General features: G+C 44.0%; 20 protein-coding genes. 3 read left to right on the top strand and 17 right to left on the bottom strand.

Features of this window, described 5'->3' with window-relative positions:
- A partial coding sequence (gene rsmD / locus VIM88_RS06040) for a 16S rRNA (guanine(966)-N(2))-methyltransferase RsmD (RefSeq protein ID WP_331861989.1) occupies positions 1-577 on the top strand: 577 nt, incomplete at its 5' end.
- A gap of 16 nt (positions 578-593) precedes the next feature.
- On the top strand, positions 594-1,361 hold the full coding sequence (locus VIM88_RS06035) for an NYN domain-containing protein (protein ID WP_331861988.1): 768 nt from the start codon (positions 594-596) through the stop codon (positions 1,359-1,361).
- Here VIM88_RS06035 and VIM88_RS06030 read toward each other — a convergent pair.
- The 3 genes from VIM88_RS06030 to VIM88_RS06020 all read right to left on the bottom strand — a co-directional run bounded on the left by VIM88_RS06030 (position 1,358) and on the right by VIM88_RS06020 (position 4,425).
- Positions 1,358-3,427, bottom strand: a complete 2,070-nt coding sequence (locus VIM88_RS06030) for an ATP-dependent helicase (RefSeq protein WP_331861987.1) — start codon at positions 3,425-3,427, stop codon at positions 1,358-1,360. The genes VIM88_RS06035 and VIM88_RS06030 overlap by 4 nt on opposite strands.
- Positions 3,428-3,766, bottom strand: coding sequence for a hypothetical protein (locus VIM88_RS06025; protein WP_331861986.1), 339 nt, complete (start codon positions 3,764-3,766; stop codon positions 3,428-3,430).
- Positions 3,767-3,852: 86 nt separating this feature from the next.
- Positions 3,853-4,425, bottom strand: coding sequence for a hypothetical protein (locus tag VIM88_RS06020; protein WP_331861985.1), 573 nt, complete (start codon positions 4,423-4,425; stop codon positions 3,853-3,855).
- Positions 4,426-4,668: 243 nt separating this feature from the next.
- On the opposite strand from VIM88_RS06020, the gene murA reads away from it, so the two are divergent.
- Entirely contained in the window at positions 4,669-5,937 is a 1,269-nt protein-coding gene (murA, locus tag VIM88_RS06015; RefSeq protein WP_331861984.1) for a UDP-N-acetylglucosamine 1-carboxyvinyltransferase, read from the top strand.
- A 16-nt stretch (positions 5,938-5,953) separates the two neighbouring features.
- Here murA and VIM88_RS06010 read toward each other — a convergent pair whose 3' ends face one another.
- From VIM88_RS06010 to VIM88_RS05945, 14 genes are all read right to left on the bottom strand, one after another.
- Positions 5,954-6,235, bottom strand: coding sequence for a hypothetical protein (locus tag VIM88_RS06010; protein ID WP_331861983.1), 282 nt, complete (start codon positions 6,233-6,235; stop codon positions 5,954-5,956).
- 13 nt (positions 6,236-6,248) lie between these two features.
- Complete coding sequence (locus VIM88_RS06005; protein WP_331861982.1) at positions 6,249-7,979, bottom strand: M30 family zinc metallopeptidase; 1,731 nt, start codon at positions 7,977-7,979, stop codon at positions 6,249-6,251.
- Positions 7,980-8,107: 128 nt separating this feature from the next.
- A complete protein-coding gene (locus VIM88_RS06000) occupies positions 8,108-8,314 on the bottom strand; it encodes a hypothetical protein (RefSeq protein ID WP_331861981.1) in 207 nt (68 codons plus the stop codon).
- Complete coding sequence (locus tag VIM88_RS05995; RefSeq protein WP_331861980.1) at positions 8,304-9,437, bottom strand: OmpA family protein; 1,134 nt, start codon at positions 9,435-9,437, stop codon at positions 8,304-8,306. Before VIM88_RS05995 ends, VIM88_RS06000 begins: the two co-directional genes overlap by 11 nt.
- 4 nt (positions 9,438-9,441) lie before the next feature.
- Positions 9,442-10,551 (bottom strand): MotA/TolQ/ExbB proton channel family protein, encoded by a 1,110-nt coding sequence (locus VIM88_RS05990; RefSeq protein ID WP_331861979.1) that lies wholly within the window; start codon positions 10,549-10,551, stop codon positions 9,442-9,444.
- A gap of 108 nt (positions 10,552-10,659) precedes the next feature.
- The gene (locus VIM88_RS05985; RefSeq protein WP_331861978.1) at positions 10,660-11,424 is read right to left on the bottom strand and encodes a hypothetical protein; all 765 of its coding nucleotides are present in this window, start codon (positions 11,422-11,424) and stop codon (positions 10,660-10,662) included.
- A gap of 197 nt (positions 11,425-11,621) precedes the next feature.
- Positions 11,622-12,089, bottom strand: a complete 468-nt coding sequence (locus VIM88_RS05980; RefSeq protein WP_331861977.1) for a DsrE family protein — start codon at positions 12,087-12,089, stop codon at positions 11,622-11,624.
- A 51-nt stretch (positions 12,090-12,140) separates the two neighbouring features.
- Positions 12,141-13,166 (bottom strand): tRNA 2-thiouridine(34) synthase MnmA, encoded by a 1,026-nt coding sequence (mnmA, locus tag VIM88_RS05975; RefSeq protein WP_331861976.1) that lies wholly within the window; start codon positions 13,164-13,166, stop codon positions 12,141-12,143.
- Between the two features lie 36 nt (positions 13,167-13,202).
- A complete protein-coding gene (locus VIM88_RS05970; RefSeq protein WP_331861975.1) occupies positions 13,203-13,679 on the bottom strand; it encodes a hypothetical protein in 477 nt (158 codons plus the stop codon).
- Positions 13,669-14,751: a flagellar biosynthesis protein FlhF gene (locus VIM88_RS05965; protein ID WP_331861974.1), complete on the bottom strand. Its 1,083-nt coding sequence runs from the start codon at positions 14,749-14,751 to the stop codon at positions 13,669-13,671. The genes VIM88_RS05970 and VIM88_RS05965 overlap by 11 nt, the downstream gene beginning before the upstream one ends.
- Before the next feature lie 85 nt (positions 14,752-14,836).
- Positions 14,837-15,349 (bottom strand): 2-amino-4-hydroxy-6-hydroxymethyldihydropteridine diphosphokinase, encoded by a 513-nt coding sequence (folK, locus tag VIM88_RS05960; RefSeq protein WP_331861973.1) that lies wholly within the window; start codon positions 15,347-15,349, stop codon positions 14,837-14,839.
- An 8-nt stretch (positions 15,350-15,357) separates the two neighbouring features.
- The gene (locus VIM88_RS05955; RefSeq protein ID WP_331861972.1) at positions 15,358-16,380 is read right to left on the bottom strand and encodes a M24 family metallopeptidase; all 1,023 of its coding nucleotides are present in this window, start codon (positions 16,378-16,380) and stop codon (positions 15,358-15,360) included.
- A gap of 66 nt (positions 16,381-16,446) precedes the next feature.
- On the bottom strand, positions 16,447-16,935 hold the full coding sequence (gene aroQ / locus VIM88_RS05950) for a type II 3-dehydroquinate dehydratase (protein WP_331861971.1): 489 nt from the start codon (positions 16,933-16,935) through the stop codon (positions 16,447-16,449).
- Positions 16,936-17,015: 80 nt separating this feature from the next.
- On the bottom strand, positions 17,016-17,468 hold the full coding sequence (locus tag VIM88_RS05945; protein ID WP_331861970.1) for an MOSC domain-containing protein: 453 nt from the start codon (positions 17,466-17,468) through the stop codon (positions 17,016-17,018).
- Between the last annotated feature and the right edge of the window lie 8 nt (positions 17,469-17,476).

Below are 17,476 nucleotides of genomic sequence, written 5' to 3'. Positions count from 1 at the left end.
ATTTACCACCACTATCACTGCAGGCGAACACAAAGGAAAAAAGATAGAGATACCTGATATCTTTACGACACGCAGTTCAAAAAGCATTCTGAAGGAATCCCTTTTCAACACGCTGCAGTTCGATATCATAGACAAGAACTTTGTGGAAGTCTTTGCCGGTTCAGGCTCCATCGGTCTTGAAGCACTCAGTCGCGGCGCAGGAGAGTGCTATTTTATGGAGTATAACAAGACGGCCTTCCGTTGTCTGGAGAGCAATGTCAAACGCATCGATCCTTCAAGGTGCCATCTCTTCTACGGTGACAGCTTTGAAAAGTTCGCACTGGTCTATGAGATGGTCAAAAAAAGCAGTGAAAAGACCTACTTCTATTTCGACCCTCCTTTTTCTACACGCGACGGCATGGATGACATCTACGATAAGACCATCGCACTGATAGAAAGCATAGAGCCTGAAGTGGCTGAAATGGTTATCGTCGAACACATGACCAACCTGGATATGCCTGAAGAGATAGGGGCTATGAGGCTGATGAAACGCAAAAAGTTCGGCCGCAGCACGATGACCTACTATAGACCTATCTAAAAACCAAAGGAATAATATGGCAAAAAGTAAAACCGAAGACCACATCGCACTGTTCATTGACTGTGACAATATCTCACACCGCTCGATCGAGGGTATCATCAACGAGCTGAGCAAATACGGCGTTGTGAACATACGCCAAGCCTACGGCAACTGGACAAAGGACAATCTCAAGAACTGGGAAGACAAGCTCCTGGAGTTTGCCATCAAGCCCATACAGCAGTTCGACTATTCCAAAAACAAAAATGCCACCGATATCCTTATGACGATCGATGCGATAGACCTGCTTCACACTAAAGATATCGATGCCTTTGCCTTTGCTACGAGTGATTCTGACTTTACACCGGTTGTGATGCGTGTACAGGCCGAGGGTATCCGGGTCTACGGATTTGGTGAGAAGAAAACGCCCAAACCTTTCATGGCAGCCTGTTCGCAGTTCATCTTTACGGAACAGCTGATGAAGATCGAGGCCGAAAAAGCAGCAGATGTAAGCGATGCGCAGACCATCGACATACAGCAGGCGCCGCTGAAGAAGTCGGGCAAAGAGATGCGCCAGGATACCTGGCTGGTGAACGTACTGAGAACCGCGTTAGAACAAACGATGGATGAGGACGGCTGGGCGAATCTGGCAAGTATTGGCCAATACATCAACAACTCTACCTCGTTCTCCCCTATTAACTTCGGCTACAAAAAACTGAGCAATCTTATCAGTGAGATCGACCTCTTTGATATCTATATGGACCCGGATACCAAACAGATGAGCATCAGAGACAAGAGATTCCACTAGGGTGCGGTTTCTTTCTCTCCTTTTTTTCCCTTAGGCTCAGGTTCGACGAACTCCCCTTTGACAAGCCCTGCTTCGTGTAAGAACTGTGAGGGTTTGTAGTCTATCTTTTTAATCCGGTCGAATTTGGCCAGAGAGAGGTAGAGCCTGTCTTTGGCACGTGTGACCGCGACATAGAAGAGCCGACGCTCCTCCTCTATGCTGGACATCATCTTTCTGTTCGGGAATCTTCCGTCTACCAGATCGATCACATAGACTTCCGGAAACTCCAACCCTTTGCTTGCATGCACCGTCAGAAGGTTCACCCCCTCGCCTTCACTGAGCTCATTGCCTCCGAGCACCATGGCATTCACAAAACGGCCCAGCTCCTGATATTGACGTGAAAGGTCCAGCAAAAGGTGGGCCTTCCTCTGTATACGCTCTTTGGCCTGCTTCTTCTTCTCTTCATCGACTTCTCCGGATTTCAGCCGTCCCCTCTGTGTTGCCAGAAGTTCTATGATCCCGCTGTAGAGCTTGGAAGCAATGATGTTCTTTAAGATATCGGATGGTTTTTCCAGACTATGGAGAGACTTCATCAACGTATAGAACGCTTTGAAAAAATCCAACCCCTCACTGCTTAGTTTGGGATGCTTCAAGAGAGGATGGTCATACAGTGCACGCTCCAGGTCCATATGTTTGAACCTTGCAGCTGAGCCTATCTCCTGGTCATCGTCAAAAAGTCCAAGCTGTACATTCTTGTTAGGATTGAGCTTCGGCAGCTCCTGTACCTTCGGGAAGAGCACCCCCTGCATGAAATTGCCATGGCCAAAGTGTAAAAAACACTGAAAGAACTCTTTGGCAAGCGCAGATCCGACGCCTCTTGCGTATTCAAAGACATGGATGAAGGCCATCATATCTTTTGGGTTGACAAGCAGAGCCAAAAGGTCCAGCAGGAACTTGATCTCTTTGGTATCAAAAAAGCTTGTCCCCCCTTTACGCTTGCATGGAATGCCGTACTCGCGCAGACTTGCCTCCACACCGTCAGCAGATGAGTTGTTTCTGAAAATGACCGCTATCTGGTCATTAGGGACATGGGTACGTTTGATGCTTTCTGCTATGGACTGGTACTGCTCAAAAAGATCATTGTACATCAGCAGTTTGGGCGGATAACTTTTGATGTCACGTCCCACTTCCAGTTTTTTGGGGTAGATGCGCTCATTCCGCTCGATCACACGGTTTGCCAAAGAGAGGATGGGTGCAGTGGAACGATAGTTTGTTTTGAGCGTGAAGACCTTTGCATCGCTATAGCGTGTTGAATAGGTAGCAATATTTTCTATGTTCGCACCATTGAAGGCATAGATGCTCTGGTCATAATCTCCTACACAAAAAAGAGACTTTGGCTTGAGTACATCGATCAGTGCGCTCTGAAGGGTATTGGTATCCTGGTACTCATCCACGAGTATCTCATCGAACGGTATCGTATTCTCTTCCAGGTGTTTTTTCATACGCAGCAAGAGGTCATTAAAAGAAGCAAATCCATAGGCGATCTTCTCTTTTTCAAACTCCTCCGTGATATCCATATAGATATCCATCACGGGCTGATGGTCAGGGTATTTTTCCAAAAACCACACATCAAAACCATCCAGAGAGGCATTTTGATAAAGGGAGTACATCTCGTACAGGTACGTGGCCGAAAAAGGCTGCATCGTAAGATTCATACGTTCGAAGTTGCGTTTTTCATAGATGCTTCTGAAGAGTGTTTTAAGTTCGGCAGGTTGTTTCAGGGCCAGGTTCGGATAGATCTCTTTCAGCCAGCGGTAAGAGACGGCGTGGAAGGTACCCGATTCGATCTTGCTGACCACTTTTTTAGGAAAGTAGCGTTCCAGACGCGCGATCATCTCTCCGGCTGCTTTGTTGGTAAAGGTGAGGAGTAGAATGTTCGAAGGCTTTATCCCCGTTTGCAAAAGATGGGCGATGCGCCCTACGATGGTAGAGGTTTTGCCTGTACCGGCACTGGCGATAATAAGATTATGCCCCAAAGGTGCCGTTGCAGCGCTGAGCTGCTCGTCATTAAGGGAGGATAACGGCAATTACTTGTGACCGATAATATAGTACGTATTCTTATTGTCTACCTGCTTGAGTTCCAATTTATATTTCTCAGCCCAGTGTTGGACCAATGCAGTAAATGCCGAAAGATTATCTGCATTGCTGTCTTCCTCGCATTTGATCTTGAGATAATCTTCAGAGTTTGACATGGCGATAAACCCTTTCTCTACAGCCAGCGCATCATTGAATGAAGGAATGTGCTGTGCAAACTTCTCAAAACCTTTTGTGTTCGCGATGATATTATTGATCTGCTTCAGTGTTTGTTCATTTTTTGTATAGCCCAGTTGTGCCAACAGTGCTTCAGGTGTAAGATCGAGATGCATGACCGTCCTAAGTAGTGAATTTTAGAATCAGATTGTAACAGAATTTTGATTAGTAAAATGTTAGGAAAATAGATTTTCCTGACATTTTAAAAGAGAGTGGTCACAGGTGTTTCCACTCTTGAAATAAGGTCCTTATAGTGCTCAAGGTTCTGGAATGCTTTCTCATAACGCCAGCGCAGCACGAACTCTATGATCTCATGCTTCAGTGTATTGTCCAGCGTCTCCGCTTTTCCAAAATACCCCAGTGAAATATTTTTCGCTTTTTTCTTGCCGTTCTTGTCCGGCTCATACGTAATAGCGATCACTTGAATGTATTTGCCTTCACGTGCAGCACCGAAGTCTTCTTCTTTCAGACTGATACCAGAAAGGTTCATGGCCTTGTAGACAAAGACTTTCTCAAAGTCCGGGGACTTTTCAAATATCTTCAATTTGTCATAAAGTTGTCTCACCCGTTCGATATTCTCCTGACGGACACTGTCGACCTCTTTTTTGGCTCTTTTTTTGGCAGGCTCGGCTACAGGTTTCGGTGCAGGCTTGCTTGCAGTGCTATCTTCTTTCTTGAGTGTATCGGAGGCAGCGGGTGCCGCTTTTCCTTTCTCCTCAAGCTTTCCTTCCAAACGGCTCGAAAGCGCTTTTAATTTTTCTAAACTACTCGACATTCTTTTCCCTTAAAATGGGGCCTGAGGCCCTGTTTGAGTACATATTATTAAATATAATACTATAGTTTCATTAATAATACTTTAAAATTATACTGAATAATATCAATTTTTCTATTTTTTAATGTAAAACAGAGTATTTTGTATAATATTTGTTAATATAAAATTGAACTGTACTAGCGTTTATGGGTCAATTCTAATCGATTTTTAGGTAAAATCTCTCAAATAGATTAGAGGATATATCGGATGGATTATTTAGAGATCGTTGGTGGTACAAAATTAAGCGGGAGTGTGACGATAAGCGGTGCCAAAAATGCCGCCCTTCCCATCATAGCGGCGACCATACTCAGCGACAAAGAGGTCACATTGACCAACCTTCCGAATGTGGTAGATATCCGAACCCTCCTCAAACTGCTTACGATGCTTGGCGGATCGGTTGAGCATGATAAAACCGTTGCAAATATCAATAACGGCTCCATTACCTCTACCAAAGCGGTCTACGAGATCGTTTCCCAGATGAGAGCTTCTATCTTGGTCCTGGGACCCCTTCTGGCAAGATTTGGAGAGTGTGAAGTCTCATTGCCCGGTGGATGTGCCATCGGTCAGCGTCCCATTGACCTGCATCTTAAAGCACTGGAAGAGATGGGTGCACATATAGAGATCAAAGGGGGGTATGTCCGTGCTGAAGCACCAGACGGGCTTCATGGTGCCAAGATCATCTTCGACAAGATCACTGTCGGCGGGACTGAAAATATCGTGATGGCCGCTGCCTTGGCCAGAGGGACCACCACGATCATCAATGCAGCCAAAGAACCTGAAGTGGTACAGCTCTGCGAGATGATACGCGATGCAGGTGTCAAGATAGAGGGTATAGGTACGGATGAACTGACCATAGAGGGTACGGACAGACAGCCTCTGACATTTCAACCGGTAGAGATCATCCCTGACCGTATAGAAGCAGGCACCTACTTGTGTGCCGGTGCCATTACCAACTCTTCTATCACACTGAACAAGGTCAACCATAAACACATACGTTCCTCCATAGACAAACTCGAACATATGGGATGTAGATTTGAGATCGAAGAGGACAGTATCACGATCCACCCTGCTGCCGATCTTAAACCGGTCAACCTCATCACCATTGAGTATCCGGGCTTCCCTACGGACATGCAGGCACAGTTCATGGCACTTGCTGTCATAGCACAGGGAGAGAGCCTGATAGAAGAACGTCTGTTCGAGAACCGTTTTATGCATGTGAGCGAGCTCAATCGTCTGGGTGCAGATATCTGGCTCAAAGGAAGTACGGCCGCTGTAAAAGGCGTTGATAAGCTTTACGGGGCAGATGTGATGGCGACCGACCTCAGGGCAAGTTCAGCACTCGTACTGGCAGCACTGGTGGCAGAAGGCACTACCAATGTCCGCCGCATCTATCACCTGGACCGTGGATATGACAACCTGGAAGGTAAACTCTCTGCACTGGGTGCGAATATAGTCAGAAAGAAAGAAGTTAAGTAAGCAGGTAAATAAAAGTCTATTTGACTTCTATTACCTCGATAACGGCCGGGAAGCCGGGCCCGACAGCTTCTTTAACAAGTACTGCTTTGAGTTTCACCGTCTGGTTCTGTCTTTGCATCAGGTCGAACTTGGCCTGATTTTGTATCTTGTAACTCTTCTGGCTCTTGCTGTCTTTGATACTCAAGTAGGTATGGGGTTCAGACCCCTTCACCGCCACCTTTCCTTCAAGTTCCATCATATTCTCCTGCGCACATGCTGTAAGGCCTAGAAACGTTAACAGTATGATCAGTTTTTTCATGCTTGTCCTTTGTCTATTTTGCTATGAGCGTTGCTTCCGTCTGGCCATTCAGCTCCAGAGTGATATTGAAGTCGCCCGTTACATTGTCACCTATTTTATAGTAATAGTTTCCTTGCGGCTGCACCGTACCCGATGTTGTCTGTATCGTCGGAAGCGGGTCATAGTTAAAGAAGTTGATAGATCCCAGTTCATAGGTACTATTATTATAAGTACTGAGCGTAAAATCTCCTGTATTATATTCAGGTGTATCAATTAGATCAATATGGTCTGAAAGCATGACCGCAATACCCCATTCGCTGAGCAGATCGGAAAATGTCTTTCCCGTACCCTCTGGTGATTTCTTGACCGCATAAACCACTGCATTCTCATCTATATATGCATTGTGCATGATGTCATGAAGGACTTGTGCTCCTCCATAGTTTCTAAGCAGATAAGCACCAAATGCATTGACTTTAGAATAATCGGCCAGAACACCATTCCATGCAGTCAATGAAAGAGTATTATTTTCGTTAAACAGTGGATATCTGCCCAAAGTATTACCAGGGTCGCCTGCACTTCCATCCAGATAATCCACCCCTCTTGGGCCAATATGCCGTATCTTAGTGGCAACGAGGTCTTCCGTACTTTCAGAAAGCATCTCATTGAGCCATGTCTCGGTATTTTCATTTATACGTAAAATGGTTTTCTGGTAAAAGTGGATCATATGCTGAAATTCATGTGCAAGAGTAGAAACCACTTCTTTAGGCCAATAATCATCAATACTCCATGTAGTCTCACCATTGGCAAACATAACAGAATCGATATAGAACATGACCCTTTCATTCGAACCAGTAGTGCCATCAGTACTTGATGCAATAAAGTTGTCCTTAGCCCAAAAAAATCCTATCACTCCACCATTAGGTGTATTATAAACTGGAGCTTCACGATTAGGGATATCAGTAAGTAAAATAGTAATTTGATTGTTATCGGAAATCAAGTTACTGTATTTATTTTCTGCATCGCTCCCCCACTCTTCTCCATACACATTGGTGACCCAATCATAGATATCATTATTAGGATCTTTCATTAAAAACATATTGGCTAATTCATCTACCATAACGGAAGTCACACACTTAACCTTTTGACATTGTATTCCACTACCACTTTCATCATAACTATCATCAGAAACCCAGATATTGAGTGTTATTACACCATCTGAAACAACTTTTCTAGCTGTTGCCGAAGTTGGTAGAGATGTATCAGAAGAGAGATAAAATGTTGTTCTGTTACCTACTATATCTTCCATCTTCTCCGGTACTGCTATAGTTTTAGCTTGAAACTGATCTACTTCTGTCTTAGAAAGCAATGTACCTATCTGAGCATTAAAGTCCTCCACATATTGGGGATGACGGAGAATGTGTGGTGTATCTTTCACTTCAGCAGGTGAAACAGTTTTAGATTGTGCCGCTGTAGTAACTTTCGCATTATGCGTGATCGTGGAAGTTGCAGAAGTCGTTGCACTGTTACTTAGTACCAGATAGAGGCTTTTGGGTGTATTTCCTACAGATACATTCGTATTAATGGTAGTTGCAGTACCTAGGCTTTCAACCTGATAGTCACCCGTAATAGTGACATTTACATCTATCTCTGTTGGTACTATAACAGGATCTGTAACTGCTGTTCCACTATCCCCTCCGCCGCCGCACCCTACAAGAGTGAGCGCCCCGATAGAGAGTACTGTTGATAATAATTTTGATCGCATCATATGATTCCTCGATTTTCAATAAATTACTAATTTAAGACCTCTAGTATAGCACACTATACTACCGCTGCATGAATTTTGTGTGAAACGCATGCATGAAAGCATAAACCTAACAGCAGGGAGGATGATCTTTATTTATAGAGATCATCAGGAAATTCAGAGGCATTGCTTTTAAAGAGCCCTAAGAACTTTTTCCACAAAGAAACGCTTTGAACACTTTCTTCTTCGCAGACAGGAGTCTCATCCTCCTGTGTTTGATGGTATGTAGCAGACGATAGCTGTCTCTCCAGTTTCTTATTGGCCGCATGAAGATGCAGGGGCTTGAAATCACTGCGCATCTAAAACCTTTTCAATCTCATGCATGGCATCTTCATTTTTAAGCCTGAATTTGATCTCTATACGTCTTGAGGCATTTTTATCTTCCACACCATCGACCATGATGGCATCCTGGTACGCCCTGCCCGAAGCGATCATCAACGGCTGAATGTTATGCTTTTTCGTGAAATCCAGGGTCAACAGATACTCCATCACAGCCAGTGCACGCTTCTGAGAAAGGTTCAGGTTATAAATATAGGACCCTACACTGTCCGTGTGCCCTTCAATGATGATCTTATCCAGATGCGGTTTGATATTCGGGTTCGTTACCAGAGTACCTATATAGTCCTCAAATGCTTTTTTCAGCTCTGTTTTCGCTTCCGGCTTCAAGATCGCCTCTCCGCTTCCGAACAGGATGTTGGAGGCCAGTCTCAGTGATCCGGTTTTTTTATCGATATCGATCTTTTCCCCCAGTGCCTCTTTGAGTGCGGCTAGCACCTGAAGCTTGATTCCTGTGAGCGATTTTATCTTCGCTTTTTGTGCTTGAAGCTTTGCTACGAGGTCATCATACTTTGTTTTTCCCTCATCAATGGCATTGAGAAGCGCGAGGAGTTTCTCATCTTTTATTTTGACGGTCTCTTTCGTCTCATTCAACTCGTTGGAGAGGATCAGTACTTTGCCTTCAAACTCTTTGATACTTTTTTGATTTTGTTCCAACGCATCCTTGTGTTTATCAACTACATTCTGGAGCACGACTATTTGGTTATTTAACGTACCTTGTTTTGCATTGGCCTCAAGTAAAAGCTTGTTCAGTTTTTCTATCTCTGAAAGCCTGAGTTTCAGCATTCTCTCATTTTCCGCCAATCTCTGCTGGTCCTGGGCGATACGCGCATTTTGGCGTGCCAGCAGTTTTTCATCTTCACTGAGCACTTTCTCTTTTTCCATCACAAGGGCCTTACTTTTCGCCAGACTGTCACTCAACTCATTTAAGGTCACTTCTTTCTCATGCAGATCGGCCTTCAGGATGATAGACTTTGACACGATCGCACCGATGAACAGAATGAAAACAAAAAGCAATCCTGCCATCAGGTCTGCATAAGAGATCCAGAAATTACTTTCTGCGTTCGAATGGTCTTTTCTAAACATCTTTTTACTTTTCTTGCTGTTTTAGCATGGCCATATTTTGAAGTATCTGCTGATTTTGTTCAGAGATGATACGTGCAAATGTAGAAAGCTTTTCTACCGCCCGCCCCAATTCTTCATCTATGGTCTCGAAAGTATGTTCTACCGAACCGTCAAAACGTTCCATCGTTCTTTGAAGGGCTTTCGCATTTTCATTGAACCCTTCAATATTTTTCTCCATGATCGCAAGCGTATCCACACTCTTCTGTCTCTTTTGTATCGTTTCCAGTGTCTCGCGCAGCTCTGAAGAGGCTTCCCGCATATTTGTGGTCAGCTTGGTAAAGCTGTCCGTTGTGTCATGGACGATCATAGTGAAGTTTTTAAGATACTGATCGTTCAGTTCTCTGATGAAATCCATGTTGAATGTCTCTTTCAGTGTCTGAACGATCTGCTGGTCTTTCAGTTCACTCTGCATGTGCTCATGCTTGATCAGTTCAGAGCGCTTCCACACACGCTGACCATAGATCTTTTCCAGATCATGGGTCTGCTTATCTACTTTTGCAATACCTCTTTTTTCAAAGTAGGTCCAGATGAGCGAAAGCATAATACCGTAGATAGAGGCATAGAAGGCCGTACCTATACCGGAGAGAAGTATCGATATCTCACGGTCCAGGGAGTCCAGGTCGTTCACCGTAAAATCCGGCATAGAAAGGGCAATAGCGACAAAGGTACCCAGGATACCCAACATAGGGAAGACAGAAGGTGCCACACGTGCAAAATTATCATTCCGTATATCCTGATAATATTCAGTGATAAAGTCTTTGATATGCAGTGTGGACTTGGTTTTTCCCATAATGGTCAGTGCATTCTCACGGAGCGCCGACTGAAGCTTCTCTTCCATAGTGAAGAAAGAGCCTTTCATATGACACACCGCATAATTTGCATTATGTTTTACAAACGATACAAATACCACAAAGATGAATGCAACGATAACAAACGTATGCACCTCTACATTGACAGGGAAAATGCCTACATAGGCAAGTACCACACCCACTAAAAAGAGAAAAGGCACCAACAAGATAGCCAGTGAATGCGAGATACATGAAGTAGATTTTTTTCGGTCGAACTGTTGTTGCATGAAATATCCTGATAGAATGAATTGGATCATTATATCCTAAATCGTTAAACGAAAATATAATAGACTTCGGGTCTGATCTATTTTTTTCGCTGGTCCGGTATGGATCCTTTAGAAGATCGAAGCACCTGTTTTATTCTGGTCTTCTACTTCTGCAGGCAGGATGGTTTTAGGCCCTTTTTTCGCCTCGACCTCTTTGGTAACAGCCTCTATTTTCTTCTTAATGACCACAGGGTCAATGACGACCTTCGGAGAAAAAGGTTTTACTTTTTTAGGCCTTTTTCGTATTTTCTTTAACGCTTTGTTTATCTCTATTAGTCCGACTTCATGACTGCACAATTTATCATAATTCTGCATATCGCGTTCAAGCATATCATTGGTATAGCTTTCTATCAGTTTGTATTTTTTAGTATACATCTGCGTTCTGGCATACTCTTCCCTTGCAATTTCCACACCCCGTTTGATTTCAGGAGAAAGCGCTTTTTCATAAGCCAGTTTTGTTTCTTTTTTTGTCTCATCGTCACTGCTGTTGTATACTTCTTTTACCCCGTCCGTAATAGTTTTGATGCCAAGCAGCTGGCTTGTAACATCAAAAATGCTCATATAAAGCCCATTGGTCTTCTTTGAGGAGGGTTTTGTAAGCGACCTGTTCAAATACTGCTCACACTGCATATCTGATTTTAGAATAAACTCATCCATTACGGCATTTCTGTTTTTTATATTGGGTGCATCTTTATCGAGTGTGTTAATAAAGGAGGACATGTCTGTCTTAAACCCTTTCACACGGTCCTTTTTGTCCTTCTCAGGCTGTCCGCAACCCGACATAAGAAACATGACAGCCAAACCTGTCAAAACATAATTGCTGATTTTCATCATGAATACTCTTTTTAAATTTTATTACATATTGTATTGAATAAAGTGGAGGATTATATTGAAACTACTATAAAGAATATATTAAAGCATCTTATACAAAGATCTTGAAGAGAAGACAAATACAAAGAGGTGTCACACCAGGCCCTCTTCCGATCATAGGATCTCAAACCCCTGTGACTTCAGGTATCACCAGCCATTTTTTAATGCACAGGCATATAAGCATACCCCTCATTTTGTGCCTCTATAAGATAAACACTCTTCATCACTTCTGCATTGACATACTTGTAGAGTGTATTTTTGTCTATCTTCCTTGCTTTCATGCCTACTGAACACATATTGAAGGTTACCCCGAAAGACTCATGGAGACCCTGTAAACGATCTCTGAATTTTGCCTGCGCTTCAATGGCATCTTTATCTTCCTTATAGGGAGAGGCCTTAAGGTCATTGATAAAATATTTATAGGCATCACCAGAGATGACCACTATCACTTTTAATGCTTTCTGCTCTTTTTTATAATGTTTTGCCGTTGCCTCTATACTGCTTATCAGATGCTTTTCAATTTTTTTGCTGTCCCCGGTCGTCAGGTCATACACTGCTTTGAACGCATCTGCATAGATGAAACCTGCACTTAGCAGTAATAAGATGAAGACTCTTGTCACTATTTTCATATGATACTCCTTGCTGATAAATGTTATACGATATGCTCTTTCCCGGCCTGGTTAACAGATCACTCCGCCGCCAAGCAGCTTGTCCTCTTCATAAAATGCTGCGATCTGGCCTTTTGCCAGTCCAAAGACCGGTGCTTCCAATGTCACTTTGGCTCTGCCGTCATGGATCTCTACATGACACGGCACAGCAGTGGTACGGTAACGCACTTTCACCGTACAGTCAAATGCTTTGCCCTCTCTGAAGAGGTTGATCTGTTTGATCTCAAATTCATGTACCTCGAGTTTGTCCTTGGTACCTACGACGATCTGATTTTTTTCAGGAATGATGTCAATGACAAAATGCGGGTCATGCGCACCATTGACAAAGAATCCTCTACGCTTCCCTATCGTGTAATGCATATATCCTTTATGCGTACCGACCACATTCCCTTCTGTGTCTACTGCTTCACCGGGCATGTCAATGTCCATATGCCTTGCCAGTACTTCATCATACGTGTTTTCGACAAAACAGATCTCAGAACTCTCTTTTTGTGTCGCAAAGTCCTTTAACACCTCGATGTTAGCGGCATAGGCCTTCACATCCTCTTTGACCCATGTTCCCAGGGGGAAAAGCAGTCGGGGAAGCACCTCTTTCTTCACTTCGCAGAGAAAATAGCTCTGGTCTTTGTTCGGGTCATCCGCCGCATAGATGAACTCGCCGTCACACTTGATATAGTGCCCTGTTGCCACATGCTCGGCACCGATACTGTCTGCGAACTCCACCATCTTTCCGAACTTAATGTTACGGTTACACATCACACAGGGATTTGGGGTCAAGCCTTCTTTGTAGCTTTCTACAAAATAGTTGTAGACATTACTGTCAAACGCTTCGCTCAGATCGAGAAAGTGTACTTTCACACCCAGATAGGCACCGACCCTCTGTGCTTTGGCAAAGTTCTCTTCATGGTATCCCGGCTTATTATGGAGTTTCATGTATACACCCTCCACTTCATAGCCCTCTTTTTGCAAAAGTATGGATGTCACCGTAGAATCTACGCCTCCGCTCATACCTACCAATACTTTTTTACGATCAGCCATTATGTACCTCTCTGTACTGAATTTTACTTCTTTTTTTCATTTTATTACTTTCTTTATCTGTATTGCGATCTCTGCATCCACATTGACCAGAACCCCTTCGGCGATCTTTTTATCTTCTGAAAAAAGCGTGACCTTTTCCAGATCTATGTGTGCAATGTCTATGATGTGTTTTGGTTCTAACACTTTGCTTTTTACGCTGCCAAAAGAGCACTTTACAGTTTTATATTTTTTCCTATCTGACTGCTGCTCCATACTGTCATCAGACAGATGGACGATCTCCAATATCGATCTCTTTCCCACATATCCGAATGCCGTTCTGGCGCAAACGGTGCTTCCTTCCAAAAGTATGCATTCCAGCCTGTCGAACCCTGTCAGAAGCACATCATCGATCTCTAGCTTTTTAAGCTTGCTTCGACGCACCTCTACAAGCGGAAGCGCCAGCTCATATGCAGGATAATGGATCCGGTCCTGTATCATTTCGGCCAGACGGTTTGCCTGTGTTTCATGCTTCATCCAGGTCCCCGATGAATTTCTCTAAAAGATACTCTTTTGATGCGACCACAAGATCGTCGGGAACCTCTTGACCTACAGAAAAATAGCTCATAGGTTTTTTGTATAATAGCATAAAGTTCAGCAAGGTTCCAAAATGCTTGGTTTCATCGAACTTGGTGATGATCAGTGAATTCAAATTCAGAAATGAGAAATTGTTATAAATATCATCCATATCTTCATATTTCACCGTAGCCGAAAGCACAAGGTTCACCTCTAGCTTTCTAGGTATCTCCAGTTGAACGAACTCCACTGTTTTGATGAACTTGTGCGTATCGTAAGGAGACATACCCGCTGTATCCACCAGGATGACATCATACTCATGCAATGTTTCCAAAGCTTCCTGAAATGCATCGACGTTCTCTACGGTCACATGCTCTATCTGCATAATGTCCGCATAATTGGCAAGCTGCTCATAGGCACCGACTTTGTAACTGTCGAGATTCAGAAGCGCCACTTTATAGGGTTTATCCATTAAAAAAGCATACCGTGCCGCCAGTTTTGCAATGGTAGTGGTTTTACCTACCCCGGTGGGACCTACAAGCATCATGATCTTGGGTTCATCCAGCCTCTCTTCTTCTACTCTCAACGTTTCATCGATCTCTTCAAGAAGATAAGAGACCAAAAGCTTTGCATCTTCAAGAATGTCACTCTTAAATAACGACAGCAGTATGTCATCCAGCCAGGTTTGCGCTATACCTTTGCTGATAAAAAGATCTTTCACCTTTTGCGCCGTGCTCTTCTCTTGCGTACCCAGCATATCCTCTTTCATCAATGCCAGCTGTTTTTTCAACGCACCCAGTTCCGCCAGCAGCTCCTCTTCACTGCTGCTATCGCTTGATACCACAGAGGCACCGCCAAAAGATTTTTCCATAAAAAGGTCTTTAGGTACAGCAATGGCTACTTCACATCGCAATTGGCCATCTTCATATTTGATCTGTTTCGCCGAAACAAGCGTGACACTCTCTCCATACTTCTTTACGGCCTGATCATACGCACTTTTTGGGTCTGAAGCTACAAATGTTTCATGTATCATTGCACGTTACCTTTTTCTTATTTTCTTCTTGGTCAGGAGCAGATCCCCTAACCATTGCCCGCAGGAAAAACCCTTGGGCTGCATCTCACCAATGCTTCGCCTGATGGCGGAAATCTGCTTTATTGGAAAGATACTGCATCGGTACCAGCACCGAATCCCGCTCTCTCCATCCTGGATGGGGAAGCGTCAGGTCCTTGGTCTCCATTGCCACATTATCATAAAATATGATATCGATATCCAGGGTACGTGGTCCATCTTTGAAAAGACGCTTACGCCCAAAGATCTTTTCCACACGCAGCACATAACGCAGCAACGCTTTGGGACGCAAAAGTGTCTCTATCACTATCAAAGAGTTGTAGAAGTCTTCCTGCTCTGTAAAGCCAAAAGGAGGATTCTTCAGTATAGGTGCTGTCTCAATGATGCGGACCAGTGAAGAACGCTTCAGATAATGATAAAGATGTTCGAAACGACGTACCACATCACCCACATTGCCGCCGATGCCAAGCAGCACAGGATGACCGCTTTCAGCGGGCAGGCTGCAAGGAAAATATGCTGTCCTGATTAACGTATGCTGATCGTTCAACTTCTTTGTTATCATAGCATAACCTAAAGAACTACAGCTTTTCCGTCCACCATAGCTACCATATCTTCGATGCGGATACCAAATTCATCAGGAATATAGATCCCCGGTTCAATAGTATACACCATACCATCCTCGATCACGGTATCCGATTTGGTAGAGATATAAGGCATTTCATGGATATCCAGCCCGACACCGTGTCCGGTCGAATGCACATAATACTCGCCGAAGCCTGCCTTGGTAACAATGTCGCGTGTAAGCGCATCCACCTTTTTCGCTTTCATTCCCGAACGAGCTTTGGCAATGGCATTGTCATGCGCTTTGAGTACCGTATCATACGCCTTCTGTATCTTTTTGGATATGAACTTCTGTTTGGTATCGAACCTGAAACCGCTGTCGGCCTGTACCGTACGTGTCCTGTCCGAACAGTAGCGTTTGTATTTCAACCCTGCATCGACCAAAAGAAGATCATTTTGTGCCAGTTTTGTCCCCGTTGGCGTGGCATGGGGTTTTGCGGCATTGGCATTGATCGCCACGATCGGGTCAAAACTCAGATCATATTTGCCCAAATGGCTCAATGCCCCTTTCGCTCTGTAGGTTAGCGTATATTCATCTTCCCCGAAACCATCTTTGCGAAACTCTTTCGCCAGTGCTTTAAAGGCCTTTTCTCCGAGTTTCGCCGCTTTGGCCAATAGCTTCAGTTCTTCATCGCTTTTAATGATACGCTTTTTATGAGAAAGGTCCAACTGTGGATCAAACTTTATTTTACATTGGGAGCTTACACGTTCAAAACCGTCTACACTCCACTCTTTGGGATCAAAAACGACTTTTTTAACTCTGGATCTTTTGAGCAGATGAACCGCTTCGCCATAAAGATCACGATTGATGACCACCGTCGCACCTTGTACATTTTTGGTCGCATCGATGGTATAGCGACTGTCCGTGATAAAAAATGCTTCACTTCCCAAAGAAAGATAAAGGGCATTATCACAACTGAAGCCGCATTCATAATAGATCGCATTTTCGTCTTTGAGCATGTAGTTCATCATTGGCCTTTGATCTGGTTTTAAAAAATGGGGTATAGCCCTCCTCTCGGAGGAGAGGAAAGGTTAGAATTATTTTTGCTGCGCTGCTGCTTGCGCTTTGGCTTGGTGTTCTTTCATTGCCGCAACTTCTGAAAGTATCTGTGTCATACCTACCATTGCCAAGTGGTACCCGAACGGCCCCATACCTGTAATTTGTCCTGCACATACCGCTGCGGTCAGTGACTTGTGTCTGAACTCTTCTCTTTGATAAATGTTTGAAAGATGTACTTCGATCGTAGGAATCTGTACCGCTGCAATCGCATCCCTGATAGCAATAGAGGTATGTGTATAGGCAGCCGGGTTGATGATAATACCGTCCGCATCACCGATACACTCCTGGATACGATCTACGATCTCGCCCTCCAGGTTGCTTTGAAAAAATTCGATCTCCGTTTTGTTCTGATCCGCGAATGCTTTCATTTGTGCATGAATATCCTCTAATTTCATTGGACCATAGATATTTTTCTCTCTAATACCCAGCATATTTAAGTTCGGTCCTTGAATGACTACTATTTTCATTGATCTACCTTGTGAATTAATTTAGGTATTATTCTATCTAAATTGCTTTAATCTCTGCCTATGCCTTTGAAAGAACGCTCCTAGCCCTCTTTTACCACTTTCACTTCATCCCCGACGGTGATCTTTCCGTGTTCCAGGGGACGCACAAAAAGACCGCGCTTTCCCTGGAGAAGTTCCGGAAGTTCCGGTGCAAGCGCCATGAGGTATCCGTATGCTTGACAGGGACCGGTCACTTCCAGGAACGTATCGCCTATCTCGATGACAGAGCCAGGTTTCAGATGATAAAGATCGGCATCCACATGGATGTTTTCCATCAGCACCCCCTGGTCCACAACAAGTTCGGCCTCTTCCACGATATCATAGCTCTTTTGGCAGGTAAGCAGCATGACCTTGTCCTCAGGCGCCTCTTCATAATTCATATCTCCTATGATGCCGTCCGGATCACACTCGATATCGATACAGCTCATACGGTGACCTTTACGCATCAGGTCAGGCATCGTCATATAAAGTGCCAGCACTTTTCCATTTGTCATACTACGTC

The sequence above is a fragment of the Sulfurovum sp. genome (assembly GCF_036568385.1).
Classification (GTDB): domain Bacteria; phylum Campylobacterota; class Campylobacteria; order Campylobacterales; family Sulfurovaceae; genus Sulfurovum.
This window is presented reverse-complemented; position numbering and strand designations above follow the sequence as displayed.

Excerpts from the sequence above, each read along its gene's own strand:
- VIM88_RS06010 (WP_331861983.1), bottom strand. The coding sequence starts at position 6,235 with ATGAAAAAACTGATCATACTGTTAACGTTTCTAGGCCTTACAGCATGT.
- VIM88_RS06000 (WP_331861981.1), bottom strand. The coding sequence starts at position 8,314 with ATGCGCAGTGATTTCAAGCCCCTGCATCTTCATGCGGCCAATAAGAAA.
- VIM88_RS05945 (WP_331861970.1), bottom strand. The coding sequence starts at position 17,468 with ATGACAAATGGAAAAGTGCTGGCACTTTATATGACGATGCCTGACCTG.
- VIM88_RS05965 (WP_331861974.1), bottom strand. The coding sequence starts at position 14,751 with ATGATACATGAAACATTTGTAGCTTCAGACCCAAAAAGTGCGTATGAT.
- VIM88_RS05995 (WP_331861980.1), bottom strand. The coding sequence starts at position 9,437 with ATGTTTAGAAAAGACCATTCGAACGCAGAAAGTAATTTCTGGATCTCT.
- VIM88_RS05985 (WP_331861978.1), bottom strand. The coding sequence starts at position 11,424 with ATGATGAAAATCAGCAATTATGTTTTGACAGGTTTGGCTGTCATGTTT.
- folK (WP_331861973.1), bottom strand. The coding sequence starts at position 15,349 with ATGATAACAAAGAAGTTGAACGATCAGCATACGTTAATCAGGACAGCA.
- VIM88_RS05990 (WP_331861979.1), bottom strand. The coding sequence starts at position 10,551 with ATGCAACAACAGTTCGACCGAAAAAAATCTACTTCATGTATCTCGCAT.
- VIM88_RS06020 (WP_331861985.1), bottom strand. The coding sequence starts at position 4,425 with ATGTCGAGTAGTTTAGAAAAATTAAAAGCGCTTTCGAGCCGTTTGGAA.
- VIM88_RS06025 (WP_331861986.1), bottom strand. The coding sequence starts at position 3,766 with ATGCATCTCGATCTTACACCTGAAGCACTGTTGGCACAACTGGGCTAT.
- VIM88_RS05955 (WP_331861972.1), bottom strand. The coding sequence starts at position 16,380 with ATGATGAACTACATGCTCAAAGACGAAAATGCGATCTATTATGAATGC.
- VIM88_RS05970 (WP_331861975.1), bottom strand. The coding sequence starts at position 13,679 with ATGAAGCATGAAACACAGGCAAACCGTCTGGCCGAAATGATACAGGAC.
- mnmA (WP_331861976.1), bottom strand. The coding sequence starts at position 13,166 with ATGGCTGATCGTAAAAAAGTATTGGTAGGTATGAGCGGAGGCGTAGAT.
- aroQ (WP_331861971.1), bottom strand. The coding sequence starts at position 16,935 with ATGAAAATAGTAGTCATTCAAGGACCGAACTTAAATATGCTGGGTATT.
- VIM88_RS05980 (WP_331861977.1), bottom strand. The coding sequence starts at position 12,089 with ATGAAAATAGTGACAAGAGTCTTCATCTTATTACTGCTAAGTGCAGGT.
- murA (WP_331861984.1), top strand. The coding sequence starts at position 4,669 with ATGGATTATTTAGAGATCGTTGGTGGTACAAAATTAAGCGGGAGTGTG.
- VIM88_RS06035 (WP_331861988.1), top strand. The coding sequence starts at position 594 with ATGGCAAAAAGTAAAACCGAAGACCACATCGCACTGTTCATTGACTGT.
- VIM88_RS06005 (WP_331861982.1), bottom strand. The coding sequence starts at position 7,979 with ATGATGCGATCAAAATTATTATCAACAGTACTCTCTATCGGGGCGCTC.